This is a genomic window from Geminicoccus sp., assembly GCF_036263595.1.
In the GTDB taxonomy this organism is placed as follows: Bacteria; Pseudomonadota; Alphaproteobacteria; order Geminicoccales; family Geminicoccaceae; genus Geminicoccus.
The window spans coordinates 1-26,034 of sequence record NZ_DATAGQ010000193.1 but is presented as its reverse complement, the minus strand read 5'-3'; the positions used below and the strand labels follow the sequence as shown (position 1 = coordinate 26,034).

Genomic DNA, 26,034 nt, shown 5'->3' with positions numbered 1-26,034 from the left:
GATCCCCGTCGCCTTCAGCTCGACCAGCACCTCGAACGCCTTGGGCCCCTCCAGATCGACCGTCTCCACCTGAAGCGGCTTGCCCGCCTCCCACGCAACCGCCGCCTGCACCTTCATCCCATGCCTCCCCTTTGAACGTGCGCACGTCCCTACGCTGGCAGGGTGGACCGGCCAAGACCCAAAGCGGCCGCGCTCCCTCTGGCATGCCCGTCACCTCCCGATGGCGCCAGGCGCATGCAGAAACACCAAAGGGCAACGCCATGTCGTTGACCGGCCCCGCCATCCGGTGATACGTCGCACCTCGCCGCGGAGGGGTGGCCGAGTGGCTGAAGGCGGCGGTTTGCTAAACCGTTATAGGGCCCTAAAGCCTTATCGAGGGTTCGAATCCCTTCCCCTCCGCCACCCTACTAAGAAAGCGTTGAAATTTCAATGACTTAGGGGAAACTTCTGGAGTGGACCCCACATTAGTTCCCTCTGTGTGGTGCGCCCCTGGACGGTCGCTGGTGGCCTACAGCGAATAAGAATTGTGGTCCCCACCTGAACTGATGCCGCTAAGGTAGCGTTGACTACTTCGGCGACGAGGACTTTCAACAGGGTGTTTGCATCGGCGGCCGGATCCAGCCATGCGGTCCATTCGTCCGTCTCCAGGCTCACATGCGCTCGGTCGTGGAAATCAGGAAGCCATCCCGCGCCGTCATTGGTCGGTCGGGGCCTCTCAGAGCAACCCGGGAACCCACTACAGGGCGGCGGGGCAGAGACGCGCCAATCTACTCGGCGGCCGCATCAGCCTTGGCGCTCAGGAGGCCGGCCCGCTCCACCGCGACGAGGGCGTCGAGCGCGGGCTTCGCCTGCTTGGCGGAGGGCTTCTTCTGCCAGCCGCCGGCGGCGTAGCCGGCGACACTGCGGCAGATCCCCGCAACCTTCCAGTGAATGACGCCTGACTGCTGGCCGCGCTCGGCCACTTCGAGCCAAGTGGCGGCGTTTACCTCCATGCATCGGGCGATCCGCTCGTAGTCCGCAGCGGAGACCCATGCGCTCGCCCCGGCCGCAAGTCCTTCGCCGCCAGCTATCACGGACCTGAAGGTGAGCTCCGGCGGTAGAGGATCGGTGAGGCCGGGCAGACGGTTCTGGATATCGGTCCAGCAAGCTTCCTTCTTGTACCATTCGCTAGGATTGCGCTGGCCCGCCGACGCGCGCATCTCGGCGTCGAGCTGGGGTGCCCAGTCGCGCACAAGCGCTTCCAGTTCGGGCGAGATGGCCTGCTTGGCCCAGATCCGCCCGAAGTCGATCCGGCCGCCGCACCGGTGGCTGAGGCCCGCGATCACGTAGGCGACGATCTGGGCGCCGTAAGCCGGAAATTTCATGAGCCGCACGATCTTCTCGACGCTCCGGTAAAGGATGCCGATAGCGACGAGGCGCTTGAACCATTCCGTGTCCGGCGGCGGAGGTGGCTTGTCCTTCAGCCGCTGCATGAAGAACTGGAAATTCTTCTGCCCGCCGAGGCAGACGCGATAGGGCAGACCTGACCACGTAGAGAGGTAGCGGGCCACGTCGAGCTTGCTGAGACGCCGCTGCTTCGGCGTCGCCTGCCGGAACACCTGCTGGTCGGTCTTGCGATAGGCGGCCTTGGCTTCGGCCGCCAAGTAGGCCCCCCGCGCACGTTCGTAGAACCACCGTCCCTTTCCGTCTTCCAGCCATGTATTGTTGGCCAGCGTCTCCAGCTCCTGGTGAAACGGATCGTTTGCCGAAAAGTCGGCCAGCTGGACGGTGTTCTGCCGATTGGCGGCGCGCGAGATAGATGCGACCATTTCGGTCAGGTCGGCGCCGCCCACCTTGATGATCTTCACCGGCACCGCGACGTGATTGAGAGAGAGGCTCTCCTTTCGGCGCGCCCTGTGGAGCGACGCGGTCGTCTGGCCACCGTTCACGATCTGCAGCCCCTTCAGGCTCCTGATCGCCGGCAGCCCGCTCGCGCCGGTTTCGAGGTCGAGCTCGTCCACCGTCGCCACGAGGCCGTTGTTGTAGGCCAAGAACATGGACGGCTGATCGACGATCGTCCGGCGGAGCTCGGCGTTGACGCTCTTGCGACCCGAAAGCCCTAGGAAGGCGCGGACATTGAGTTCGAGCAGGCGCACGCCATAACGGTCATAGACCCGCGACAGCACCTCGCCTGGCAAGACCGCGAGAAAGGTGTCGTAGCCGTCGTCGTGGGACGGCACGTGCAGGCACGGGATCGGCGCACCGGCCATGGCGACGAGGTCAACGGCGATGTCGCTGCGGGTCTCGCCTTCGCCCAGGATGCGCTGCAGCCGGACGATGTCGTAGGCCTCGTAGGTCACGGGGCGTCCGCGCCACTCGCCCTCGTCAGGCACGCCGCCTGCGATGATGCCGTCCGTCAGAAGGACCACGCGCACGCCGACAAGGGTGGAGGCCTCGGATTCGATACGTCGCGCCAGATCCGATGCGTCGGTATTGGAAGGCTCAAGCTTGCTAGCGAGGCCGTTGAGGCAGGCGCCGGCGAACCGCAGCGCGCGCTCGAAGGCGCGCCCGACGTCCAAACTGGGAAGGCGACTAGGCGGCGTCTCGGCAGAGTAGATGGTCGTGAACAGATCGAGGCGGCCGCGCTCCTCATCGAACGCATAGCCGTCGATGCGGTAGGCCACATTTCCTAGCTGGCCCTCCTGGTGGAGGTCGAAGGTCGCGTCGAGATGACCGGCTTCCTCCAGCCGTTCGAGCACGATCCGCGTGAAGGCTCCTGTGGAGAAAGGCATCTCGGCGTTGAGGCTTTCCTCGACGTCCGCCGCCAGCGCCTCGGCAAACCTCTGAACGGCCTCTTCGCTCATTCCGCCCCATCCCCCGTGAACCCCAAAAGAACGGCGTCCACATCCGACGCGTATTTGTCGAGGGCGCGCAGCTCGAGATCGTATTGAACTTCGCGAATCCCCGCCTGCAGGTCGGCCCGGACAAGACGCGGAAACCCGGGCGCGACCCGGAAGGCCGACAGGCTGCGCAGTGTCACGACCGGGAAGTTCCGGGCCGTGTCGTCGTCCGGCATCAGACCACGTCGAAGCAACGCGTTGTCGAAGGCGCGGCGCGCTGGATCGTCCGGCAGCAGGTCCGCCACCGCCTGGATGATTAGGCCAAGAGAGCGGCCACCGGGCGCCTCGATGAGGCGTACGTGTAGAAGGTCAAGCGTCCAGAGCCCCTCGTCGTCCAGCTGATCGAGGGTCGAGATCCGCACGCTGGTCGCGACGCCGGCTGAGGTCTTGATCTCCAGGGCGTGCCCGCCTCGTTTGAAGTCATGCAGTCCGTCGACCGGCGCAGTCCAGGTAGGGAGCAGCGCCGCATCCGCCTCCAGGATGCGCTCCAGAATGAGGAGCTCACCGATCAGCCCTATGACCTCGTGACGCGAAAGCCCTGTCCGTCGCTCCTTCAGGAACCGTCGCCAAGCATCCAGTCGCGCGAGGAAGGCAGCCAAGTTGTCGGCCTCGCCTTCCTGCGCTGCAGTCTGCACCGCGTCGGAGCAGACCGTGACAAAAAGGTCCAATCGTTCGAGATCCTCTAGCGAGAGGACGACGAGCGGCCCGTCTTCGCCTGGCGCCGAAGCGAGACGCATGCCGCCGACCTCGAACAGCACGGACGCCGGCACGGTGGCCGGCACGAGGAGGCAGGGGGCGTTGTCGGCGGCGCGAAGTGCGGCGTAGATGTCCAGCGGCAGCTCCGGCGCCAGCAGCTGGCTCCTGAACTGCCGCGTCCTGGCCGGATGGAGCGAAAGCTCGGCCCAGGCGCCGCGCAGCGCGTCGACCCAAGCTACGCTCACGCCACCTGCTCCCGACGGCTGACCGCATTCTCCAGGAACATCCGCTGCACGGCCTTGTCGCTGTCAGGGAAGCTCGTGACTAGGCCGATCAGGGGCCGCTTGCTCCCTGTTCCAGCGAGATCGGGATCGAGCGGGTAGATGATCAGCAGGCCGTTCTGGGGTCGCTTGCCCCGCACTGTCCGGATGCTCGGCCCCGAAGGCCGGTCTGCCGGCCCCTGACCGTCCAGCGCCCGCTCGTCGTTGGTCGCTTTCAACGCCTCGGCGAACTCGCCATCGGTGAGGTCGATCGCCTCGTCCGGCGGATTGAGAATGCTCCGGACAATGAAGCGGGACGGGGTCGACTTGTCCCGAGGCGTCCGGCGGATGCTGGGGAAGATCCGACCGGCGAATTCGACCGGCTTGCCACGATCGCCGGTTGCCAGGAACACGGACCAGTCGGTCAGCTCGCCTTCCCGCATCTGGTCCTCGATGTAGGCGGCCAGCCTGCGCCCTTCGATCTCGTAGTTCTCTGGCGGGAAGGCGAACGCTCGAAGGAACTCGGAGACCGCTCGACCTGACACACCGTGCCAGAGTTCACCCGCAGCAACCGTCCCGTCCCCGGGGCGTGCGGGCGAGACCCTTGCGGGACCGAGGCTTTCGATGAAGCTCTCGGCGAGATCCGCGTTCGCGTCCGCCGTGTCCTTGTCGCGGAAGAAGGTCGTCTGGATCTTGCCTTCGCCGGCATAGGCCACGGATCGGGCCGTCGCATGCCGCTGCTTGTTGGCCGCGGTGACGGTCATGATGCTGTGGCCGGCGACTCGAAGTCCGTATTCCTTGGGGGTCGCCACGGTCAGCTGCATGTGGGCGAGCTGCGCGCGTAGGTCCTTGTTGGCCGTGGCCACATGCCGGAACCAGTCTTCCATGTCGGGCGTCGTGTAGAGGCGGCAGAGATCGGCGAAGCCCCGGCGGTAGCCGAACCAGCGGCCCATCTGGAGCAGACTGTCGTACTGTTTGGAGATGCGGAGGAAGTAGCTGACCGACAGGCCTTCCAGAGTCAGCCCGCGAGAGAGCTTGTCGCCGCCGATCGCGATGATCGACAGGCCGCTCTCCTCGTAGAGATCGTAGTCCAGGCCCTTCTTGGACTTTCCATTCGTGACGGCGACGCGGATCTTGTCGGCGCTCTCGGAGAGGGTGGCGAGAACGTCCTCCCAATCCACTTCGACAGTGTTGCGGCCCCAGACCGTCGGTCCGACTTCGGCCGTGGTCGGCTCGAAGTCCGTCTTCCACATCTGCTCCAGCCGCCGGAGGGTGACCGGATCGCCACCCGAGATCAAGGCGCGCACGGTCTCCAGGTGGCGCTTCACCTGGCGGTGGACCACCTCGTGGACGTCCACGTAGCGCGAGACGTGCACGAGCATCGAGTTGTGCACTCGGACTTGTCCGCGCGCAGCTCGGGCGGCGCACGAGAGCAGAAAGGCGTCGATGGCTACGGCCACGCTTGGCGGCACCTCGTCCGCCCCGCAGTAGGTGGGCCGGAGCGTGATGTCGTGGGTGTCCGGAATCCACCCCTCGCCGGTCTGGTCCACATGGCGAACGAGCGGGAGACCGCCGTCGTCGCCTTCGTCGTTGGTGCCGAAGACCGCGAGGGGGCCGAAGTAGTCGTCGGGCGGTGTAAGCGACAGGATGAAGGTCGCCGGAAACAGGTCCGCTCCGTAGTCGGCCGCGGTCCGCTCGTCGTGCATCAGGATGTTGGCGAAGGGCGTCGCCGTATAGGCGACGTAGGCCGAACGGTTGAATTGGCCGAGCAGCTTGCGGATCTCGCCGTTGATGGGGGTGGGGTCGTAATCCTCGTAGAACGTGCCATCGGGCAGCACAGGCTGGTCTCCGAGGTCGATCGAGGCTTGGTCGGCCTCGTCGTCGATGACGAGCAGCGGAGCCCTTCGGGACTCGTCGGGCAGCCGCGCGATCCAGCGGTTGAGGTTCCTCAGGATGCTGCCGTTCTTCTTCACGACGAGAAGACAGGGCTGGGTCAGGGGCGCGAAGTTGGCCTGCCTGGCGATCTGGAGGCTGAAATCGCCTTTCACGGTCGACAGTGTGAGGCTGTCCACGATCAGGCGAGGATTGATTTGGCCGACGCCGATGGCCTTCCGTCGGCCATCGGGGCCGAATGAGTCGGGATCGGTATCGTACCCCAGGAAGTCGGATTCTAGCCTGTCCTGGGTCTGCAACCGGAGAATGTTGTGCATGCCCGCGAGAATCACGATCACGCGGTAGCCCGCGTCGGCCGCGCGGTTCACCACACCGGCGTAGTGGGCCGTCTTCCCCGACTGCACGTCGCCGACGACAAGCCCGCGCCAGTCCCAGGGTCCTTCGCGGGCGGGATCGTCGAGGACTTCGAGCACCCGTGCCGTACTCTCGCGGAGTTCGTCGATCGACTGCTCGGGCCAGTTCGCTTCCGCAAGCTTGTCCAGATACCGGCTCATGAACTGCCCTGGTCGGCGCTTCTCGCCAACGTACCAGTCCGGTGGACGGCGACGGTCCTTGAGCGAGAGCGCCGCGCCCTGCTCGATGACGAACACGGTCTCCAGCACCTTGGCGGCGGCGGCTAGGTCCTCGGACGAAGGGCTCCGTCCCGTCGTTGCAGCAATCACCGGAGCGACGGCCGCAAGGGCCGCTTCGATCACCTTCCTGTCGACCCCGGACGCCTGCTGCGCCTTCAGCAGCGGCCGCGCCATGTTGGTTAGGGTGGGGACGAGGTCTGTGCTCATGGCTGGTGTCCAAGCTGGGCGAGAACGGCGCGCTTCAGCGCGGCCGTGTCTCCGGGGAGATGTCTGATGAGCTGATCGACCCGCACTTCGACAGAATCGGTTGGAGCCATCGTCGAGACCAAGCTGGCGAGCTGCGTCGCCAGCGCCGGGATCTCGGCGTCTGCGAGGACCGGCGCCGGTGCTCCCTCCGATTCCGCGACGTCGAGCCAGATGCGCTCGACCGGAACCGTGCGTTCGAGGAAGGCGAGTAGCCCCTCGAGGAGCGTCCGGTGCGTTCCGAGCGCCTCGGCTATGACCTCGACTACCGGGTGGTTGCGGCGAATGCGGTAGCGGGCGGCGGCGCTTCCGGCGCTGATCCAGATATCCTCCAGTTCACCCTGGCGACGCTGCGGCTTGGCTCGGCTGCCGCGCCAGGCGAACACTTCGCGCGCCTTCTCACGGCAGAGGCCGGCGATGGCCGTCAGGCGCGGCCGAAGCCGTCCAGGAGGTCTGGCCTGTGACTTGCGCACGTCGATGCGCCAGTCGGCGTCGAGTTCAGTGGGCAGGTCGACCGCAATGCGGGCGAGCCGGCTGGCCTCGTCCCGCGTCCAGGCGCGCGTCCCGCCGAGCCCGAGCCAGCCGCCCGGCACAAGCAGCCGCTTGCCACGATAGACGTAGAAGCCCTGCCGCTCGCCCCAGCCGCCGGGGCCGCCCGAAGCTTCCCATTCCGCGTCATTGGCGAAGCGGTCCCGGTGCGGGAGGACGTAAGGGGTGACTGTGAAGGTCCGGCCGCCGTGGCGGACCGGTTCGGACGGCATGGTGATGGTCGCGGGATGATGGCGCTGGAACGGGTCCCAGGCCTTCACGGCGCGGCCGTTCAGCGTGATGGACACGCGGCGGGCGTCGCCCGCGAGGAAGCGGTGGAAGGCCATGCCCAGGTGGGCGCCGATGTCCCGGACCCGCAGGTAGAAGGCGTCGCGTTCGAGGCCCGAGAGGCCGCCGATTGCGTCCATACGGTCCCACTGGACGAGGGTACCGCTCTCGTGCCTCAGCAGCAGGTCCAGCTGAGGCGACGGAGTGAGCCGATCAGGAATCAGTGCGTCCCAGCGGCCGCTCTCGATCACCGCGTCTACGTCCCAAGCCAGCGCGGCGATCTCGCAGTTCTGCCGGCTGGCCACCGTCAGGCGCCGGCACTGGGACAGGGAGGCGGTCTTGAGACCGAGCCCGAAGCGACCAAGGTCGTCCTGCGCCCGTACGCCGGTAGGCCCCTCTCCCCCGAAACACATCGCTTTGACGAGACCGGCATCGTCCATGCCGCGGCCGTCGTCCAGGACCCTGGCGATGGAATCGCCTTCGTTCCAGTCGAGGTCGACCGTCACGGCTGCCGCGCCGGCGGCGATGCTGTTGTCGATCAGGTCCGCGATCGCCGTCTCCGGCGAGTAGCCGAGGCCCCGAAGCGACTGGAGCAGCGCCGACGCGCCCGGAATGATCTCGATTCTGCGCACCAGCCCTCCCCGTTTCGCGACAGCGCAGGATCAGACCGGCGGACGACTGTGGCGACCGCTCCGTGGTGTTCGCTCAGGCGGCGTCGTCAATGGTGGCACGCACGGGCTCTCGCGCAAGTAGAAGCTTGAGCTTCCCGGCGACGGCCTTTGCAAGGAGCGGCGGCACGGCGTTGCCGATCTGCTTGTAGGTTGCGTTCATCGCCCCCGAGAACTTGAAGCCGTCGGGGAACGACTGAAGGCGGGCGGCTTCACGGACGGTGACGGTCCGCTGCTGCCGCGAATCCCAGTGAATGTGGGAATAGGTGTCCTTGCCCATGTGGGCGGTAAGCGTGCGGGACGGCAGCGCCGGGTCCAGCTTCCACCACTTGTTCGGAAACTTGCCAGGATCGTAGGGCGGCACGTGCTCGGCGCGGACCTCCTCCCAGCGCTTCGAGCCCTTCCGCGGCTTGGGATCCATGGAAGCCAACGCAGTGTCGAACAGCTTTTCGGCGATCTTGCGCGCCTGGGGGTAGTCCGCGCCCACGGGCATCGCCCTGAAGATCGGAAAGTCCCTGGGCGTCAGTCGCACCACGTTGCCGGCTACCAAGCCGCCGGTCCGGAAGCCGGGCCACTCGCGCATCAGCCGCTGGTAGTCGTTGAGGTCGGTGAACTTCTGATAGGGCTGGGTGTCGGAGACCTTGCGCCGGCGCATGTCCGATGGCGCCTTGACATGTTCGGAGACGAACGGGAGGTCCGAGAGCGCCCCCCGGACCGTCACGGCGGGCGGCAATGTCGCCTTCGGAGCCTCGACTTTCACGAACCGTCCGTCCTCCGGCACGTGCCTCATGGCGACGCTGCGGGCATGCTGATAGCCCGACGGCAGGTCGAGGTAGTGGGTCGGCGTCGGGAACTCGGGGCGTCCCCCCAGTGACCGGTCGACGGCCACCAGGAACAGGCGTTCGCGCATCTGCGGGACCCCGTAGTAGGCGGCGTTGAGCAGGGTGTAGCCGGTCAGGTAGCCCCGCAGCTCCAGGGTGGCGCAGATCTCCTCGGGGACATTGTGGCCGCCGAAGTTCAGGATGTCGGGGACGTTCTCGATCAGCACGACCACTGGCTGGGTGGCGTCCACGTATTCGAGGAAGCGCTTGTAGAGCTTCGCGCGTGGATCGTTCCGGTAGGCGTCTTCCTCGCCCTTCACGGAGGCGAGCTTGGAGCGACCGATGCGGGCGAAAGCTTGACACGGCAGGCCGGCCGCCAGGACGTCGAAGCTTTCGGCTGTTGCAGTCTCGAGACCAAGCTCCTCGACAAGGTCATCGGCGGAGACCGCTTCCATGTCGCGGGCCTTGGACCAGGCGTCGGCATCCAGCCCCTCAGGCTTGGCGAAGTTCAGCGCATAGCTGGCCGCTGCACCCTCGTCGTGCTCGACGTGGGCCACGAGCTCGAAGCCGGCTGCGGCTAGGCCCAATGACATGCCGCCGCAACCAGAGCAGAGTTCGAGGACACGCGGCGCACCCTTCGCCCTGATACGCTCCAGCTTCCTGGCCCTGATGTCTGCCCTGTAGCTCATCACCCTCTCGTCGGCCCAAGATGCGAGGCGATTCGTTCCTTCAGGACCTTCGCATCACGGGTTTCACATTCCCATATGACCAGAGGATCCCAGCCAAGTTCGACAAGTTCGGACATCGCCTTTCGGTCCCGCGCCACATTCTTCTCGAATTTCTCCAGCCAGAACTCCGTGTTGCTCTTCGGCGTCGTCGCATAAGGGCAGCCTTCGTGCCGATGCCAATAACAGCCGTGGACGAAGATTACCATGCGTCGGCCCGGAAAGACCAGGTCCGGCCGTCCGGGGAGGTCCGCCCTGTGGATGCGGAAGCGGTAGCCGAGCGCATGCGCGGCGCTGCGCACCGTCATTTCCGGGCGCGTGTCCTTGCTCCGGATGCCCGCCATCATCCGAGAGCGCCGCGCGGGGTCAACGATGTCCAAGCGTCCTCCTCAGTCTTGGCCTGCATCTGCGCGAGCGGTTGAAATCCGCTATGCCCGGCGGATCCTTGAGCTCTGGAAGCGCGCACGAGGTTTGCCGGCTCGCCCCCGGCGCGCAAGTGGAAGGGCGTGTATCCCCTTGACGTACGGTGATTGGGAGGGTAAGTCTTTCTCATAAGGAGAGAGCCATGGCCCTCACGATCCGCGAATTCTTCAAGCGCTTCTCTGATGACGATGCCTGCCTCACCCATCTGTTCGAGGTTCGGTTTGGCCAGGGTCACGTTTGTCCGAAGTGCGGCACCGAGGCCAAGTGGTACAAGCTGACGAACGTGCGGGCCTATTCCTGCCAGTGGTGCGGCCATCACCTACACCCCACCGCAGGCACGCTGTTCGAGGATAGCCGGACGGCTCTGCAACTGTGGTTCTACGCCATCTACCTCTTCACCACGTCCCGCCACGGTGTTCCGGCCAAGGAACTGCAGCGCCAGCTTGGTGTGACCTACAAGACCGCTTGGCGCATGGGTCACGAGATCCGCAAGCACATGGCGGCGGTCGATGGTGATCCTCAGTTGCGCGGGCAGGTCGAGGTCGATGAGACCTACATCGGTGGCGTTGTGTCCGGTAAGGGGCGCGGCCTGAAGATGGAGAACAAGACCGTGGTCGTCGCCATGGTTCAGCGGGGCGGCGACGTGAAGACCAAGGTCATGTCCCGCGCCAACCACCCGGTCATCCTGAAAGAGATCCACCGCAACGTCCGTCAGGGCAGCACAATCCATACGGACGAGTCCAAGATCTACGAGCGGCTGGCCACGCGGGGCTTCAAGCACAAGACCGTCGACCACGGGGCCGAAGAGTATGCCACCAAGGACGGGCGTGGCACCAACACGGTCGAGGGCTTCTTCGGGCACCTCAAGAACTCTCTTTCCGGGACGCACGTCTCGGTTTCGGGGAAACATCTGGCTTCTTATGTCGGTGAATTTGAGTATCGCTACAACTCTCGTCAGAAGCCGGAGCAGATGATTGATGAGCTTCTGACGACGTTCCCGAAGCTGAACGAAGAATAGCATCCAGCTTCTTCTCATCTCCCGCTTGGTCCTGCTCATGCTCGGCGATGAACTCGTCGAGCTTTTTGTTTTTAATGGCTTCTTTCAGGTTCATGATTTCGACTCTTCCTTCGGCAGAGCATCCGGATGCCTAGGTTCTCTTGGTTTCGGGATAGCCGGCAAAGCAAAAACAGTTCTCGTAATATCGGTAAGGACTAGAAGATTAAATACTAGCAGGATTACTAACGATCCGTTGACGAGAGATATCGCCACTTCACTGAAGTGCATAACTGATTTCATTAACAATACAGCTAACGCTACAGCGAAAGACCCTATCAGGCTGTAGGAGCCTTGACGAAGCTCACTCCTCGCCGCATCGAACACTGTCTTATTATGGTCCTCTTCAACTTTGTTAAAGGCCAAATGGATTTGCGCGGTTGAAGCTAATGTGATTGCTAAGATCACACCAAGCACACTCAGAAGTTCAGGCCCGATCAATTGCTTCATGAACTGATTGCTGTCACTCAAAACCCATGGGCAGCAACTTGATAGGCTGATCACCACCCCAACAGAAACTACCATAATGCATACGTATATATGGTTCATCTTCCAAACAGACGCCTGATGAGCCTTTCAAGGCCCGCGGGTTCCTTTGCTGCTTCGACTGCGGACTCCTCAATTGGAACAGACTTGGCCTTCTCCTGACTGTTGAAAAGGGTGCGATTGCCCTTCTTCAGTACAGCCACGCCGCCCCCACGCTCCACATACGAAACGTGATCCCTGACCAGCTCTGAATCCGGATTGAGCGCGCCCTGCTCATTGTGCAGCCGAATGGTGGTAGATTGCGCCCCGTTCTCCTCCTGAAGCCTGCGGACCGCCTTCTCAGTCTCGGATACAGATTTGAAAATGTTTGGAGAAACGAAAGTAAACTCAAGATCGGTTATAGTGCCTTTGTGTTCCTTAACGGCGCTCCAGAAGTCGCGGGAGTCTGAGACTGTGTTGGCCGCCATTTCCCACCCAGAGTCAGGGTTCTGCGTGTTTATATGATGCACCATTGACTGCAAAATCGCAATAGGCTTCCCAACTAGTGATTGGTACTCAATGCCTACCATTTGACCGTCGGGACTGCCATCCGCATCAATGAATACATGAGACGCCTCCCAAGTTGTCAGTTCCTGTGAAGCATACTTCGTCTTTGGCCCTTGGTGGGCCTCTAACCTGACTGGCCGCCCAATTCGGCCGACCACCATCCGCCCCACCGTATTAACGTGAACATAAGTTAGCGGCTTCCCCCGATGGAGAAAGTCAGTGTCTCGGCCAAACGTCCGCAGGATGTACTCGTCTCTTGGTGGGGTAGCGGCCCCACCCAATCCCATTCCTGTCAACAGACCTGGGATGAAGCGCTCGACCAGAAAGAGTCGAGCGAGGTGAAAGCGCAATGCTAAGCCCCCCGTTTTCCGGACGATGTTCCGGGGGCAACGCACACGTCAAGCACGCGTCCGGAAACTGACGAACGCCTTCTGCACGCCTTTCCTCGCGGCAGCGCTCTGGCCTCCAACCTAGTAGCGTTCCCAGTAAGGTTTCTCCCGCTTGGGCAGCCAAAGACTCTCGACCCTGTTTAGATCGACCAGCATTGCATCATAGAGAACTCTTTTCGGCTCAGTCCTGGTGAGCAGTCTGAAACCCAACTCCCCTCTATCTTGATCGACGACGTAGGCCTCTATCAAACCGGACCTAAACGTCGATTTCCTGATGAACTCGTGCTGAGTACCCCCAGCAGGTACCCCTATGATGTTGATTCTGCCTTGGGCTGCGGCGTCCTTTAACGCGTTGACCGCTTCATGATACAGACGCTCACCTTGTGGTCGCCCAGTCCCGAATGCCGACTTCTCTACCATGTACCTGACTGCATCACTAAGGGGCGTGTCAAAGTAGCCTGAATGGCGCGCCTTTCTTCTATGTAAAAGAGAAGAAAATAGCCTAATGTTGGTAGAAATGATCCACGACATTGAGACTATAAACCCGGCGATATAGAACGCAGTCCAGTTCCAAGTCGTATCTGTCACAAACACGACCGCATTCCGGATTGTTGTAGCTTGCTCCACGTAGCCAAGAAGTTGGAGAACGGCCGTAAGCGGTCCACCAATACCGGTATAGACAGCCGCCGATACGGCGAGAACGTTCTGATTGCTTTTTTGCATTCACCCCCCGCCCCAGTTCCGGGCAGGAGGGTGTCCCTGGCGCTAACGTACGTCAAGGGGATACACGCCGATCGTTCGCCATGAGCGACATCTGAGCCCGCCGTTGTGCGCGCTGAGGGTGACCTGCTCCCCTGGGCGCCCTCATTCGTTACGAAAGTCGACGCACTGGTCATGGCCGATCTCGGGCTGCGATGGGAGCGGGCGAGCGGCGGAGCTTAACAGGGTCGCGGAGCTTCTCCCCCGCAGCGGTCACTGGGCGGCCAGTACCTCCACCTGATGGAGCCATCCTACGGAGCCGTCCTCGGCCTCTCCAAGCGGGCGGGTGTCTATGCTGTAAGGCACCACAAGACCTCGTTGCCGCAGCAGCGCACCCAGGCCGCGATGCGCTGGCGTCCCATCTCTACTGCAAGAGCCTCGCCACGTTCGTGGGGAGCCAGCGTGGCGGCAAGCAGCTGGCCGGCGCTGTCGTAGCTGTCGATGGCGTCGTCGAGGGCGCAGATCGCTGCCTCGACCCGACGGGCAGCCTCGATCCGGGCCTCAGCCGCCACGGCGATCTAATCGATCCGCTCGGCCTCGGCGCGCTGGCACTCCGCTTCGGCCGCCCGTTCGTCTCGGTTCAGCTCCTGGTCGAGTTGCTCCCGAAGCTCCGCCACGTTTGCCTCGGCGGTCGCAATCAGCGCCCTCAAGTCAACAACCGAGCGATCCGGCTTAGCCAATAGGGTGGTGCTCGGGTTCGTCGTGTGTCTACTCCGTCGGTTAAAGGTGACCGCCGGCGATCTGCTCGGCGGCGATGATCTCGCGGAGTTCCTTCTCCGCCTGGTCAAGGTCAGTCTCCAGCAGGGCTACGACCCGCCGCCACTTCGGGTCCTCCTCAGGAGGAGGCAGTTGATCCATCACCCGTTGGGATAGCGCCTCAAGTTCTTCGAGCGTCATGGCCTCTATCGTGGCGTCGTCCGGCCACAGGCTCTCGATCTGGCCTATCGCCTCGGCCCTGAGGGGCTGTCGGCGGCGCTCCAACACCTCGAGCCGCTTGGCCATGGAGGCTCGGCCTGACGTCATGCCGCGCCCTCCTGTTCCAGCGCCGCAATACGAGCCTCGAGTTCCACAAGCTCGACCACCCGTTGGCGGCGTTCCAGGACGGCAACCACTGCCTGGGCTTCATCCGGGCTGAGCTGTCCAGCCGCCATAGCGGCGATCACCTGGGTCATCCCCTGTGCGACATCCTGGGCAGAGTGGATGGCAGGCAGGTCCAACCGCACGGGGCGTCCCTTCCTGACAGGCCAGATGCGGTCGAGGATCGCCCGTTGAGCAGCCGTATCGCCCGCCTGGGCATCACGAATGGCCGCCCGCAAGACGGCCTCGGCCTCCTGCTCCGCGATGGCGTCCAGCGCCAGGGAGACCCGGTTCCGCGAGCCCTTTGGCCTGCCCCGCGGGTTGCCACTCCTGCCCTTCCGGAAGCGCCCCTGACCCTGTTCTGGGCCTGATTTGGCAGGCTCATCAGCCATCGGTCTCCTCCTTTGTCGGGGCGCTGCTGGCACCGGGATCCTGCCGCAGCGCAATCGCCAGCCCAGCCCGCTCGATCAGCTCGGCATAGATCCGTGCGGCTCTACCGACATGAGGGGGCGCCCGGCTGGCATCCGACAGCCGCGCCAGGGTTCGGAAGTATCCGGCGGAGCAGGCGGGGCATAGGCACACGCACGGCATACCGGGCGCCACGTCCGTGAACTCGTGAGGGTACAGCATGGCGGCAGGCTCCTAGTCAGGGATCGGGTCGTTCAGGTTCGCCAACGCGTCCTCGTGGCTCCGCTGGGCCTTCTGGGCAGCCCGCTCAGCACGGCCCTGTGGATCGGCGTGGCGCTGGCCCGCAGGCCGCTCCTGAGGCTTCTGCTCGGCCTCCTGGACGAACAGGCGCAGCACCGTCGTCGGGCTGCCGTCGCGGTCCTGCCCGTCGGCCCAGAACCCGACGATCCGGGCCTTGCCCAGCCAGCCGCTCAAGTACTTGTTGCCCCTGGCGCTCGTGCGCTCGACCAGCTCGGCCAGGAGGACCTTGGGGGCCTGCAGGGTCATCGGTTGATCTCCCGCTCGATCAGCTCCAGCTCCCCACGCAGCACTACCTCGCCAGGGTCGTCCAGGACCGCAGCTGGCCAGCGCGGCGACTCCTGGCGCAGCATCACGGCGAACAGCTGGTCCATCAGCACCGGGTCGGATGGCTGGCCGCACGTGTGGATCAGCAGCCCGGCCGGCCGCAGTTGCACGCGCCAGCCCCTTGCCAGCGCATCGGCCATCGAGACGTCGTTTGCGGCGCTTGCGAGCTGATGTCCCACCATTGTCCCAACTGCTGTCCCACATTCGGGGGCGTCTGCGGGCAGGTGTCCCACTGTCCCACTCCTAGGGGTTGGGACAGTGGGACAGTAGGTGGGACACTTAGTGGTGGCGCGGGTTTGCACTGTCCCAAGGGGCATATCCTCAAGAGGGGCGCTGTCCCACGGTTGGGGCACCTGCTGTCCCGCTAATGTCCCGCGCGCTGTCCCACGCGCGAGCACCTTGGCGGCTAGGGCACCGAGTCTATCCACGCAGCTTCTCCCGCTTGACCATGCGGGCCACCGTGGACTTCGACAGGCCGGTCTCCTTGGCAATGTCCCGGATGGACAGCCCCTCCGCGTGCAGGTCCAGCACCCGCTTGGCCTTCGCATCTTCCAGGATCATCGTCGTCCAGTCGGCCACTCCGCCCCGGACGGTCAACGTCGCCTCGAAGGGCTGCGCCTCATCACCTGCTATGCCGCGAGCCTTCTCCAGATGGACCTCGAAGCGTGCCCCCTGCTGCGGCTCGTAGTCATCAGGCCGGCGCAAGGCGATGACGGTATCCAGCACATCCTCGCGCCGGCTGGTGCCCCGCTGCTGCCCTCCCTTCCCGGCATGGTGGACAAACAGGACAGACCTGCCGGCACGCCGGAGCCCCAGCGCCCACGCCTGCACCGGCAGCCAGGATTCCGCTTCGTTTTCCTTCCCGCCCCGGCAGAGGGTGGACAGGTTGTCAAGGATCACCAGATCGGCCCGGTCCACATATGGCGCGACGGCCGCCTGCCCCTGTTCACTCGACAGGTCCGGCATAGGGTCATCCTGTAGGTCGGGCGTGATGATCCGCAGGTAGTCGGGAGCTGGCGGGCGCTTGGTGGTACTGGCGACGATGTAGGCCAACCGCTCCTGGAGCGCCGCACCCGGCATCTCCCCATCGATGAAGAGAACCCGCTTAGGCTCCCGCACCATCCAGCGAAGGAAGGATGCCCCGCTGGCGAGGGCGTAGCCAATGCCGAGGGAGACGTGAGTTTTCCCGACGCCGCGCGGTGCGAACAGCATCGCCAACCCTGCAGCCGGTATGATCGGGTCCACCAGCATCGGGCGGGGCGGCAGATCGCGGGCCAGGAACTCTTCAAGCGTGGTCGAGACTAAGGGCGCGGGCTTGGCCTTCTCTTCTGCCGGCATGGCCGCTTCCGCCAACAGGCGGCCGGCCCCGGCCTGGTACTTGGTCCGGTCGCTCATCTCTTCAGCTCCCGAGGATGAGCCAATCCGAACTTCAAGCCGCTGTTTATGGTGGGCCGGGCCTCGCGGACGTGCAGGCCAATCTCCGCAGCTGTGCGCTCCAGCAAGGCGGCGACGGTCGCCCGGTCGAGCAAGCCAGCCCCGACCAGACGGCCCAGCCGCACCGCCGCAAGGTGCAGGGCTTGGTTGCGTCCGCCGAGCGTTGCGCTGGCCAAGGTCCGAAGCTCGCCCTCGAGGGCAGCCTTTGCATACTGGCCGGTGCAATAGTCCAGTCGGATCGGTGGCGGAGGTGGCGGAGGTGGCGGCGGGCGCAAGAAGGTCGCCCAAGCAGGCGGCAGATCGGCAAGAGGCTGTTCGGCAGGATGATGTATCCACCAGCGGTCCGGTGTCCTGGATCCGGTCGGCAGGCAGCACAGGGCAGTGCCGGCTCGGATCTCGAGGCCAGGTCCGATCACCCTGCACCGCATGCCGCCAGGGTCACGAAAGAAGTAGTGCCGCCCCCCACTGGGCGTGGCACTGGCGGGAGTGATGGGCAGCGGCCCCAGGCGACCCTCCAGGTCGGCCAGCGCCGCGTGCCCAGCGACGGCATGAGCACCGCCGACAGTCCCTTCAACATCAAGACAGGCTAGCTGCGCTTTCCCCAGATGGACCGCAAGTGCAGCGCTCGGCGAGTGCAGCATGCTCCTGATGAGATTGCCGGCGTCGGTCGTTGCTCGGTTCGGCCAGTCCCGCGCGGGCCGCTTGTTGACGACCGGCACCGCTGGCCAATTCAGCGCCCGAAGGTACTCAGGCGAGTTGCCTTCACGTGTGGACCGCGCCGCAGTATGATGGCGATGGCGTTCGTAGGGGTCGGTCTGTGGCAGGACCGGCCCCGTTCTGTTCTTAATCATGACGTTCGCTCCCGCTCAAACTGCCCCGCTGCGATCCAGTCCGACAGCCCCTCCACGAGCGATAGTCTCGCGCCAGCGTGCTTCGTCCTCCTCGGAGACAACCGTCTTTCGGCCGATCTTTAGGATCTTCAGGCGCCCGGTGTTGACTTCCTTGTGGAAGGTCGTGAACCGAATGGCATTGTCGTCGCAGAACTGCTTGCGGCTCTTGAGCTTACTCATCGGCGAAGCCTCGTGAACGTTGAACTTCGCCGAAGCTTGCCAAAGAAATCCAGGGGGCTATTTTTAGTGAAATTGATAGATCGAGGTGGATCCATGAGCGGTACGCGGGGCATGAAGTGGAGTGGCCGAGACCTTGATCCCCTCACCGGCCATCTTCCCGCCGTGCTGCCAGAGCACCATGATTGGGAGGATCCTAAGACTGGCCACTTCCCCGTCGATGCTCATTTCGACACACGCAGCTGTAACGTCTTCTGCGTTAGGACGATGGCCTATCTCGCCGGTTACAAGTCGGTCCTCTATTTTGAAAAGGTGATCATCCCGTCACTGCCTGATCATGGATTCCACCTGCCTCGTGTTCATTACAGCGGTCCGCTGTCAGAAAAGCCGGTTATAATTTATGCTGGTCACGATCAGGACTTCGTGGACTTGGGACAGCGCCTCAAGCGTGAGCGTGGACGGTGGCCGTCCCAAATGCAGGCTGTTGCCAATCCCCTTGGCTCAGGGCTAACGGGAGGAAATGCGCCGCAAGCGTTCATGGAGCCAGTGCGGATCGGGCCGGAAGGCGATGCACCCTACGAGATCGACAGCTCGGAGAAGGCCCGGCATCGTCGCGGTTAGCCTTTGGCGGCCGCCCGGATCGCCACCACTTCAGCCTCGGGCCTCTGAAGGAACTCCGACCAGTCCTGCATAAGCGTCCTCCGCTTCGTCAGCATATCGCCGCGCGCATAGGCCGCCTCTGCCTTGTCCTTCAGCCGGTGCGCGAGCGCTGCCTCGATCACCTCCCGAGGGTGTGGCGTGGCCTCACCGGCCCAGTCGCGAAATGTGGACCGGAAGCCGTGCACCGTCAGATCGCCCCGCTGCATGCGGCGCAGGACGGCCGTCAGGCTCATATCGGACAACGGGCGGCTCTTCGTGCCGGGAAAGATCAGATCGCCGGGCTCACCACGCTGCGGCAGCAGGGCCAGTGCGGCTAGCGTGAGTGGCACGCGGTGTTCCTTGTGTGCCTTCATGCGGCCAGCCGGAACAACCCACATGGCAGCGTTGCCGTCGATCTCGGCCCATGTCATCCCCCGGACCTCACCGGAGCGGGCGGCCGTGAGGATCGCGAAGGCCAGGGCGCGGGCCGCAGTCCCCTCCCGGTGGGCAAGCTCGGCCATGAAGCTCGGGGCATCCTGCCAAGGAAGGGCGGCATGATGCTCCACCCTTGCGACCTTGGCAGGGGCAGGCAGCAAAGCTTGCAGGTGTCCCTTCCAGCGGGCTGGATTGTCTCCGGCCCGCCCGCCCGTCGCGGTGGCGTAGTCCAGCACCGCCTCGATGCGCTGGCGCAGCCGGCTCGCCGTCTCGGTCTTCTGCGTCCAAAGAGGCCGCAGCACGTCAAGCACGTCGGTGGTGGCGATGCGCCGGACGTCCAGGTCACCGATCTTCGGGTAGGCATAGGTCGCCAGGGTCGCGCCCCACTGCGCCGCGTGCTTGGCGTTGCGCCAGCCCGGCCGCTTGCTCTCGATCAGGGCCTCGGCCGCGTCCCGGAACGTCAAGGCGATCCTGCGGCCCCGTTCGGCCAGGGGATCCACGCCATCGGCCTTCAGGCTCCGCGCCGCTGCCGCCTTCTCTCGGGCGCGGGCCAGCGACACGTCCGGCCATCCGCCGAGCCCAAGGTCATGCCGCTTGCCGTGCAGCTGGTAGCGCAAGACCCAGGAGCGTGCACCGCTTGACTTGACCACCAGTCGCAGCCCCGCTCCGTCCTCATAAATCCCGGGCAGTGCGGTCTCCACCCTTCGCGCCGTCAGAACACCCGAGCGCCGCCCCATATCTAGCTCCCACGTCCGCTCCCACATCCGGCACCGGATTAGCACGAACGGACACGAACGCAAGCGAACGTCACGAGGTCTAAGTTATTGATGGAGCACCAGAACTACGGACGGCGGCGAACCACCGCGAACGCTCCGAGTTAGGCGGAGGCGGACTTCCCCTCCGCCATCGTGCCGGAATGCGCGCTCGTTCTACAGATCTGGCCGACCGGAAAGAGTACGTTCAGCGCATTCTTGCTAGCTCCGGCATGACCAGGTGCCGCGTTCTTCCTGAGGCGATGTCGCGATCCACGGAAAGATGGTGGACAAGGCGCGGTTGCAGCGTCTGCTGCAAGCGGTTGCGAACGGGCCAGATCAGCCGCCTCGTTCACAGGCAGGATCCCTCGACCACCTTGCAATATGCGGCCTTCACGGGCGCGGCATGTTGCAATATCCTGCAAGATCAACCCATGTCCGCTGACGGGACCGGCTGCGAACCTTGACACGGGGGCAGTCCCGCCATTAAACGACCAGCCAACGCCGGAGGCTCGTGTCGCCGGCGACGTCCGTTTTGTGGGCTGTCGTCAGCTAGCGATGGCAGAAGTGAGTTGATCTGATGGGCACCTTTTCCGCCAAGCCGGCCGACATTCAGCGCGGCTGGCTTCTGATCGATGCTGAAGGCCTCGTTCTGGGCCGGCTTGCGACCTATGTGGCCGACCGGCTGCGCGGCAAGCATAAGGCGATGTTCACGCCGCACATGGACACGGGCGACCATGTCGTCATCGTGAACGCCGACAAGGTGGTCCTGACCGGCAACAAGCGGACCCAGAAGGTCTACTATCGCCACACCGGCCATCCCGGCGGCATCCGCGGCGTGCACGCCGACAAGATCCTGGACGGCCGCTTTCCGGAGCGCGTGATCCAGAAGGCGGTCGAGCGGATGATCACGCGCGGCCCGCTCGGTCGCGACGTGATGCGCAAGCTTCATGTCTACAAGGGTGCGGAGCATCCGCACCAGGCACAGTCGCCCGCCCCGGTCGACTTCGCCGCGCTGAACCCCAAGAACGCCCGCACCGCAGCCTGAGCAGACCCATGGCAGAGACCACCCATTCCTTTTCCGACCTTGCTCGTCTGCGGCCCGCCGTGGCTGCCGAGCCGGTGGCTGCTCCCGCACAGCCCAAGATCGACGCGCAGGGCCGCTCCTACGCGACCGGCCGCCGCAAGGAGGCAGTGGCCCGGGTCTGGGTCAAGCCGGGCAGCGGCAAGTTCACAGTCAATGGCAAGGAGATGCCGGCCTATTTCGCCCGGCCGACCCTGCAGATGATCGTGAACCAGCCCTTCCAGCAGCTGGAAGCGATCGGGCACTACGACATCGTCGCGACGGTGGTCGGCGGCGGCTTGTCCGGCCAGGCCGGCGCCGTGCGCCACGGCATCAGCCATGCCCTGGTCGCCTATGATCCTTCCACGCGTCCGGCGCTAAAGATCCGCGGCTTCCTGACCCGTGATTCCCGCATGGTCGAGCGCAAGAAGTACGGCAAGGCCAAGGCCCGTCGCTCCTTCCAGTTCAGCAAGCGCTGATCCTCACGCAGCTGTCGTCGAGAAAGGGCCGGGCGGCTTCGTCCGGCCCATTTCGTTGGTCGCGGTGAGTGGACGGGGCCGCCCTGGGGATCAGGGGAAGGTCCGGCTGGTGCAGGTGCCTTTGATCCTGCGCTGGTCTTCGCCTCGCCGAAGGGGCGTGACAGGCTGCCGTTCAACCTGTTGAACACTATCCCGTGGTCGGGAGGCTGCCGATGATGCCTTTCGTCGGCGGGCACAGTGCGGCTGGTCGAGCGGCAGCGTCGAACGACGGGCAGTCCGGCATGAACCTGTCCTTGCTGTCCAGTCAGGGCAGCATTCTGCTCAACTGGCGGCGCCGGATGCCGGCACGGCCCCCGGGCCTGCTTCAGGCCCGGACAGGCAGTACAATAAGGTCCGCCCGCAATCGGCGCCGTAATTCCATTCGCCCGTCCAGTTCCACGCTGAGCATTTAATCAAAGCAGGCCTCTGCCCGATCGACTGGACGGTCGGCGAGCGCCTCCTCCAGATCGTGATCAGACAGCCACCACCACCATCCAAGCCACGGCGCCTCCAGGTGGCTCTGCGGTAATATCCTGCGGTGCAGGAGCAAGCGGGCGGTCATGTTCCCATCACCATGCACGCACGACTCGCCGACGAGGCAACTCGTGGGCAATCCGCGATGTGCGAACCATGTTGATCGGCCGCCGCCTGCTAGTTCACCAAGAGCCGTGCCTGGCAGTTCCTCTTGATGAAGGCCCAGTCGTAGCTCACCCCTAGTCCCGCACCGGTCGGTACCGGAAAGCATCCATCCCGGCCGACGCTTTCCGGATCGTCACTGTAGCCGCAGGTGTAGATCGGCGGCTTCGGGTTGCCGATCTTCGGCGCGCACAGGGCCAGCTCGTAATAGTTGGTGTTGCGCATCGCGGCCATGCAGTGGCGTTGGCTGGGCCCGGCCCCATGCATTTCGGCGTCGAGGCCGAAGGCCTCGGCCAGGTGGACCATTTTCATGGCGCCGGTGATCCCCATGTCCAGGGTCGGATTGACCCGGACATAGTCGGTGGCCTCGGCGGCGATCATGTCGGCCTTGGCCTCCAGGCCGCGGACATGCTCGCCCATGAGGATCGGGGTCTTGAGCATCTGGCGAAGCTTCTTGTGGGCGTGGCGGGAATAGCCGCCGTCGCGATACGGATCCTCGTACCAGAAGAACTTCGCCTCGTCGCAGGCACGGCCGACATAAAGAGCGTCGCCGAAGGTCTTCAGCTCGCAGGCCGGATCGAGCATGAGGTCCATGCGGTCACCTACCTTGGAAGCTACGTGCAGGACGTTGGCGGCCTCCTCGCGGCGGTCGGCATCGGTCCAGCCATGAACCTTGAAGGCGCGGAAGCCCAACTCGTAGCAGTACTCGGCATAGTCGGCGAAGGCTTCCTTGGACGAAAGCCCGCCATTGCGGTCGCCATGAAAGGTGCTGGCATAGGTCGGCAACCGGTCGCGAAAGCCGCCCAGGAGCCTGGATACCGGCACGCCATAGCGCTTGCCGGCCATGTCCCACAGGGCGATGTCGAGGTCGGCGTAGCCGAGGCCCCAGGTCTTGCGCTGGACCCGCTTCCAGTCATCGTACATCTGTTCGCGGCTGTCGGCATCGCGGCCGATCAGCATCTTCGCTAGCGCCTGAGCCTGCGCGTACAGGGTCGCGTCGTGATTGACGTTGACCCACTCGCCGACGCAGCCCTCGCTGTCGGTGATCCGGACGGAGTAGCCGGTACGCTGGATGCGCCCGCCTAGCGTATAGACAGCGTTCATGCTGTGGTCGATCGACAGGTCCTCCACCGGGAAGGTAAAGGTCTGGAACTCGATTTCCTTGATGGTCGGCACGTCGTTTTGATCCTCTTGGGCGAAAGGGTCAGCCCTTCACGGCACCGGTGGTGAGCCCGCTCACCAGTGCGCGCTGAATGAAGGCGAACAGCAGGACGACGGGGACGATGCTGATTACGCCGCCGGCGGCCAGCATGCCCCAGGGCAACTGGAATTCGCCGATCATCAGCTGCAGGCCAACAGGCCAGGTACGGGAGCCCTGGCTGGTGGTGAGCATCAGGGCGAACAGGAACTCGTTCCATGCACCGATCGCGACGAAGACGGTGGTGGCGACCAGGCCGTTCCGGGCGAGTGGCAGGACGATGCGGATCATGGCGCCCAGCCGGGTGCAGCCGTCGATCCGGGCCGCCTCCTCCAGGTCGTCGGGCAGGGCATCGAAGAAGCCCTTCATGATCCAGATGAACAGCGGGAGGAGAAAACTGCTGTACGCCAGGGCCAGGCCGAAACTGCTGTCGAGCAGGCCAAGCGCGCGCATGATGATGAACAGCGGGATGATCTTCACCACCGCCGGGAACATCCGCACGACCAGCAGGCCGAGCAGCATCTGGCGGCGACCGGGGAAGCGGAAGCGGGAGAAGGCGTAGGCGCCGAGGCTGCCGGCCACCAGGCAGATCAGGATGGTCATCGCGGTGGTCTTGGCGCTGTTCAGGACCAGGACCGAGAAGCCGGACTGCCACCAGATGTTGGCATAGTGCTCGAAGGTGAAGCTGGTCGGCCAGTAGCGCACGCCCTCGGCGACGACGATGTCGGTCTCGGGCTTCACCGAGGTCAGCACCAGCCAGATCAAGGGCAGGGTGGTGAACAGGAGGAAGGCCAGGACGGTCGCGTAGGTCGCGATGGCCCAGGCTCGGCGCGACCGCCGGGAGCCCACGATCATGCGTTGGCCATGATGTTGGAGACCCTCACATAGAGGTAGCAGAACAGCATCAGGAGCAGCAGCATCACGACCGACAGCGCGCCGGCGTAGCCGAAGTTGAAGGCCCGGTACGCGTTCTGGAAGGCGTAGAGCGAGAGGACCATGGTGGTGTTGGCCGGCCCGCCATTGGTCAGGATCAGGAGCAGGTCCGGCGAGTTGACGATGGAGATCACCCGGAGGACGACCGCTGCCACGATCACCATCTTCAACATCGGCAACGTGACGTGCCAGAAGCGGCCGGCCACGGTGGCACCGTCCACGGCGGCGGACTGGTGCAACTCGTCGGGGATCCCCTTCAAGGCTGCCAGCAAGAGCAGGGTGAAGAAGGGGAAGCCGTGCCATGCCTCGACGACGACCGCGGCGACAAGGGCGGTCGAGGGGTCTGCAAACCACGCCCGGTAGCCCCCGATCAGGCCGATCCTGACCAGGATGTCGTTGATGACGCCCAGGCGCGGGTCCAGCATCAGCGCCCACATGTTGCCGGCGACGACGTTCGGCAGGAACCAGGGCAGCAGGATGATCACGCCCATCCAGCGTAGACCTGGCAGGCGCTGGTTGAGGGCCAGCGCGCTGGCCAGGCCCAACGACAGCTCGAACGCAATGGAGAGGGTCGTGTAGGTAACGGTATTCTTGACCGCGATCCAGAAGGTGCCGTCCTGCAGGATCGCCAGGTAATGCTTGAAGCCGACGAAGCCGGTACCCAGGCCCGGCCGGGTCAGGCGCATCTCGCGAAAGCTCAGCGTGATCCCATAGAGCGTCGGGTAGACCACGATGAGCGCCACGATCAGGACGCTGGGCAGCAGCAGGAACCAGGCCCAGTGCCGGTGCTCGGAGAACTCCACGATCCGGTAGAACGGATTGTAGCGGCCCAGGTCCGCCCTGGCGGCGCCGGTGCCGTCCTGGTCCCAGCTGCGTGCCATCACTGCATGCTCAGAGGCTGGCCAGCGCGGTACGCTGGACATGATCCCAGTCGAAATCCTCGCCGAGGCCGGGTTCATCCGACACGGTGAGGTAGCCGTCCCGGACGGCCAGCGGACCGAGCTCGGCCAGATTGTCGATCTGATCCTCGCTCATGATGATCTGTTCGTAGTAGTCGTTGTTGCGGATGGCGGCGCAGATCTGGGCGTTGGGCAGGCCCATGCCGTGGACCTGGCAGCGCATGCCGAAGCTGTCGGAGAGATGGGCGACCTTCATGGCGCCGGTGATGCCACCCTTGAAGAACCAGCTGGTGCGGGTCATGTCGAGCGCGCCCATCTGGATCCAGGTCGCCATGTTCCAGTGGCAGCCATCAGGGGTCTCCGCAGCAAGCACCGGCACATCCAGCGCTTCGCACAGCTTCTTGTAGGAGCCCAGCTCGAACTCGCGCATCGGTTCCTCGTACCAGAGGAAGTTGCACTCCTCCATGACGCGGCCGAACTTCAAGGAAGTGACATAGTCCCAGCCAGCGGAGCCGTCGAACATCAGGTCGGCATCGGGGCCGGTCCACTTGCGCAGGTTGCGCGATAGCTTGGCGTCTTCTTTGGCATCACCCCAGGCATGCAGCTTGAAGGCGGTGAAGCCTTTGTCCATCGCGTATTTGATGTGACGCTCGTACTCGTCCATCGTGTCCCAGGTGATCGTGGACGCATACACAGGGACCTTGCGGTCATTGCCTCCGAGCATCTGGTAGACCGGCATGCCGGCCTTCTTGCTCTTGATGTCCCAGAGCAGGCAGTCGAGGATCCCCAACTGGCGGACCTGGATTTCCTCGACGCGATCGATCTCCCAGACCAGCCACCACAGCCGCTCCGTCAGCAGCGGATCCTGGCCGATCAGCTTCTTCAACCGGCGCTCGACCAGGCTCATGACAGAGGCGCCGTGCTGGACCCGCATCGCTCCGTAGATGCCCTCGTCCGTGTCGACGCGGATGATCGCTTCGAGCGGCTTCTTGTCGGCGGGCGTGCCGTCGCCGGAGCCGTCCAGGCCCTTGCGCCATTTGAACGGCCATCGGGGGTGCTGG

27 protein-coding genes, 1 tRNA gene and 3 pseudogenes are annotated in these 26,034 nt (G+C 64.4%); 5 read left to right on the top strand and 26 right to left on the bottom strand.

All coding sequences use genetic code 11. The features are described from left to right. A pseudogene (locus VHL31_RS26755) lies at window positions 1-117 on the bottom strand (S-(hydroxymethyl)glutathione dehydrogenase); the annotation flags it as partial. 191 nt (window positions 118-308) lie between these two features. On the opposite strand from VHL31_RS26755, the gene VHL31_RS20730 reads away from it, so the two are divergent. Next, window positions 309-402 (top strand) — tRNA-Ser (locus VHL31_RS20730). A 365-nt stretch (window positions 403-767) separates the two neighbouring features. On the opposite strand, the gene VHL31_RS20725 is transcribed toward VHL31_RS20730, so the two are convergent. From VHL31_RS20725 to VHL31_RS20700, 6 genes are all read right to left on the bottom strand, one after another. Next, window positions 768-2,843 carry an AIPR family protein gene (locus tag VHL31_RS20725; protein WP_329663142.1) on the bottom strand — a complete coding sequence of 692 codons (2,076 nt, stop codon included), beginning with the start codon at window positions 2,841-2,843 and terminating at the stop codon, window positions 768-770. After that, window positions 2,840-3,820 (bottom strand): PD-(D/E)XK motif protein, encoded by a 981-nt coding sequence (locus tag VHL31_RS20720; protein WP_329663141.1) that lies wholly within the window; start codon window positions 3,818-3,820, stop codon window positions 2,840-2,842. Before VHL31_RS20720 ends, VHL31_RS20725 begins: the two co-directional genes overlap by 4 nt. Continuing rightward, window positions 3,817-6,567: a Z1 domain-containing protein gene (locus tag VHL31_RS20715; RefSeq protein WP_329663140.1), complete on the bottom strand. Its 2,751-nt coding sequence runs from the start codon at window positions 6,565-6,567 to the stop codon at window positions 3,817-3,819. The genes VHL31_RS20720 and VHL31_RS20715 overlap by 4 nt, the downstream gene beginning before the upstream one ends. Next, window positions 6,564-8,051: an ATP-binding protein gene (locus VHL31_RS20710; RefSeq protein WP_329663139.1), complete on the bottom strand. Its 1,488-nt coding sequence runs from the start codon at window positions 8,049-8,051 to the stop codon at window positions 6,564-6,566. Before VHL31_RS20710 ends, VHL31_RS20715 begins: the two co-directional genes overlap by 4 nt. Before the next feature lie 73 nt (window positions 8,052-8,124). Beyond that, window positions 8,125-9,597 carry a DNA cytosine methyltransferase gene (locus tag VHL31_RS20705; protein WP_329663138.1) on the bottom strand — a complete coding sequence of 491 codons (1,473 nt, stop codon included), beginning with the start codon at window positions 9,595-9,597 and terminating at the stop codon, window positions 8,125-8,127. Then, window positions 9,597-10,013: a DNA mismatch endonuclease Vsr gene (locus tag VHL31_RS20700; protein WP_329663137.1), complete on the bottom strand. Its 417-nt coding sequence runs from the start codon at window positions 10,011-10,013 to the stop codon at window positions 9,597-9,599. The genes VHL31_RS20705 and VHL31_RS20700 overlap by 1 nt, the downstream gene beginning before the upstream one ends. Window positions 10,014-10,198: 185 nt before the next feature. Here VHL31_RS20700 and VHL31_RS20695 point away from each other — a divergent pair. Then, window positions 10,199-11,005, top strand: a pseudogene (locus VHL31_RS20695) (IS1595 family transposase); the annotation flags it as partial. A gap of 159 nt (window positions 11,006-11,164) precedes the next feature. On the opposite strand, the gene VHL31_RS20690 reads toward VHL31_RS20695, so the two are convergent. The 14 genes and pseudogenes from VHL31_RS20690 to VHL31_RS20630 all read right to left on the bottom strand — a co-directional run bounded on the left by VHL31_RS20690 (window position 11,165) and on the right by VHL31_RS20630 (window position 17,903). Then, a complete protein-coding gene (locus VHL31_RS20690) occupies window positions 11,165-11,560 on the bottom strand; it encodes a hypothetical protein (protein WP_329663135.1) in 396 nt (131 codons plus the stop codon). 95 nt (window positions 11,561-11,655) lie between these two features. Further along, entirely contained in the window at window positions 11,656-12,303 is a 648-nt protein-coding gene (locus tag VHL31_RS20685) for a hypothetical protein (protein ID WP_329663134.1), read from the bottom strand. A gap of 309 nt (window positions 12,304-12,612) precedes the next feature. Beyond that, complete coding sequence (locus VHL31_RS20680; protein ID WP_329663133.1) at window positions 12,613-13,254, bottom strand: hypothetical protein; 642 nt, start codon at window positions 13,252-13,254, stop codon at window positions 12,613-12,615. Between the two features lie 326 nt (window positions 13,255-13,580). Beyond that, the gene (locus VHL31_RS20675; protein ID WP_329663132.1) at window positions 13,581-13,802 is read right to left on the bottom strand and encodes a hypothetical protein; all 222 of its coding nucleotides are present in this window, start codon (window positions 13,800-13,802) and stop codon (window positions 13,581-13,583) included. A 6-nt stretch (window positions 13,803-13,808) separates the two neighbouring features. Beyond that, entirely contained in the window at window positions 13,809-13,940 is a 132-nt protein-coding gene (locus VHL31_RS20670) for a hypothetical protein (RefSeq protein WP_329663131.1), read from the bottom strand. 70 nt (window positions 13,941-14,010) lie between these two features. Further along, window positions 14,011-14,292 (bottom strand): hypothetical protein, encoded by a 282-nt coding sequence (locus tag VHL31_RS20665; protein WP_329663130.1) that lies wholly within the window; start codon window positions 14,290-14,292, stop codon window positions 14,011-14,013. A gap of 17 nt (window positions 14,293-14,309) precedes the next feature. Then, complete coding sequence (locus tag VHL31_RS20660; RefSeq protein WP_329663129.1) at window positions 14,310-14,759, bottom strand: DUF5681 domain-containing protein; 450 nt, start codon at window positions 14,757-14,759, stop codon at window positions 14,310-14,312. Further along, the gene (locus tag VHL31_RS20655) at window positions 14,752-14,997 is read right to left on the bottom strand and encodes a hypothetical protein (RefSeq protein WP_329663128.1); all 246 of its coding nucleotides are present in this window, start codon (window positions 14,995-14,997) and stop codon (window positions 14,752-14,754) included. The genes VHL31_RS20660 and VHL31_RS20655 overlap by 8 nt, the downstream gene beginning before the upstream one ends. 12 nt (window positions 14,998-15,009) lie before the next feature. Beyond that, window positions 15,010-15,321, bottom strand: coding sequence for a hypothetical protein (locus VHL31_RS20650; RefSeq protein ID WP_329663127.1), 312 nt, complete (start codon window positions 15,319-15,321; stop codon window positions 15,010-15,012). After that, the gene (locus tag VHL31_RS20645) at window positions 15,318-15,539 is read right to left on the bottom strand and encodes a hypothetical protein (RefSeq protein ID WP_329663126.1); all 222 of its coding nucleotides are present in this window, start codon (window positions 15,537-15,539) and stop codon (window positions 15,318-15,320) included. The genes VHL31_RS20650 and VHL31_RS20645 overlap by 4 nt, the downstream gene beginning before the upstream one ends. A gap of 280 nt (window positions 15,540-15,819) precedes the next feature. After that, complete coding sequence (locus VHL31_RS20640) at window positions 15,820-16,794, bottom strand: AAA family ATPase (protein ID WP_329663125.1); 975 nt, start codon at window positions 16,792-16,794, stop codon at window positions 15,820-15,822. Further along, window positions 16,791-17,009 carry a hypothetical protein gene (locus VHL31_RS20635; protein WP_329663124.1) on the bottom strand — a complete coding sequence of 73 codons (219 nt, stop codon included), beginning with the start codon at window positions 17,007-17,009 and terminating at the stop codon, window positions 16,791-16,793. The genes VHL31_RS20640 and VHL31_RS20635 overlap by 4 nt, the downstream gene beginning before the upstream one ends. Window positions 17,010-17,135: 126 nt before the next feature. Then, a pseudogene (locus tag VHL31_RS27040) lies at window positions 17,136-17,684 on the bottom strand (bifunctional DNA primase/polymerase); the annotation flags it as partial. A gap of 15 nt (window positions 17,685-17,699) precedes the next feature. Next, window positions 17,700-17,903: a hypothetical protein gene (locus VHL31_RS20630; RefSeq protein WP_329663123.1), complete on the bottom strand. Its 204-nt coding sequence runs from the start codon at window positions 17,901-17,903 to the stop codon at window positions 17,700-17,702. 93 nt (window positions 17,904-17,996) lie between these two features. Between VHL31_RS20630 and VHL31_RS20625 the strand changes: the two genes are divergently transcribed. After that, a complete protein-coding gene (locus VHL31_RS20625; RefSeq protein WP_329663122.1) occupies window positions 17,997-18,521 on the top strand; it encodes a hypothetical protein in 525 nt (174 codons plus the stop codon). Here the strand turns inward: VHL31_RS20625 and VHL31_RS20620 are convergent. Beyond that, window positions 18,518-19,711, bottom strand: a complete 1,194-nt coding sequence (locus VHL31_RS20620; RefSeq protein ID WP_329663121.1) for a tyrosine-type recombinase/integrase — start codon at window positions 19,709-19,711, stop codon at window positions 18,518-18,520. The two genes, VHL31_RS20625 and VHL31_RS20620, sit on opposite strands and share 4 nt — an antisense overlap. A gap of 595 nt (window positions 19,712-20,306) precedes the next feature. On the opposite strand from VHL31_RS20620, the gene rplM reads away from it, so the two are divergent. Further along, window positions 20,307-20,774, top strand: coding sequence for a 50S ribosomal protein L13 (gene rplM / locus VHL31_RS20615; RefSeq protein ID WP_329663120.1), 468 nt, complete (start codon window positions 20,307-20,309; stop codon window positions 20,772-20,774). A gap of 8 nt (window positions 20,775-20,782) precedes the next feature. Then, window positions 20,783-21,268 carry a 30S ribosomal protein S9 gene (rpsI, locus tag VHL31_RS20610; RefSeq protein WP_349262507.1) on the top strand — a complete coding sequence of 162 codons (486 nt, stop codon included), beginning with the start codon at window positions 20,783-20,785 and terminating at the stop codon, window positions 21,266-21,268. 690 nt (window positions 21,269-21,958) lie between these two features. Here the strand turns inward: rpsI and VHL31_RS20605 are convergent. The 4 genes from VHL31_RS20605 to VHL31_RS20590 form a co-directional block, all read right to left on the bottom strand. Next, window positions 21,959-23,119 carry an enolase C-terminal domain-like protein gene (locus tag VHL31_RS20605; RefSeq protein ID WP_329663119.1) on the bottom strand — a complete coding sequence of 387 codons (1,161 nt, stop codon included), beginning with the start codon at window positions 23,117-23,119 and terminating at the stop codon, window positions 21,959-21,961. A 28-nt stretch (window positions 23,120-23,147) separates the two neighbouring features. After that, window positions 23,148-23,996, bottom strand: a complete 849-nt coding sequence (locus tag VHL31_RS20600; protein ID WP_329663118.1) for a carbohydrate ABC transporter permease — start codon at window positions 23,994-23,996, stop codon at window positions 23,148-23,150. Then, window positions 23,993-24,955 (bottom strand): sugar ABC transporter permease, encoded by a 963-nt coding sequence (locus VHL31_RS20595; protein WP_329663117.1) that lies wholly within the window; start codon window positions 24,953-24,955, stop codon window positions 23,993-23,995. The genes VHL31_RS20600 and VHL31_RS20595 overlap by 4 nt, the downstream gene beginning before the upstream one ends. A gap of 10 nt (window positions 24,956-24,965) precedes the next feature. After that, on the bottom strand, window positions 24,966-26,034 hold a 1,069-nt coding region (locus tag VHL31_RS20590), incomplete at its 5' end, for an enolase C-terminal domain-like protein (RefSeq protein WP_329663116.1).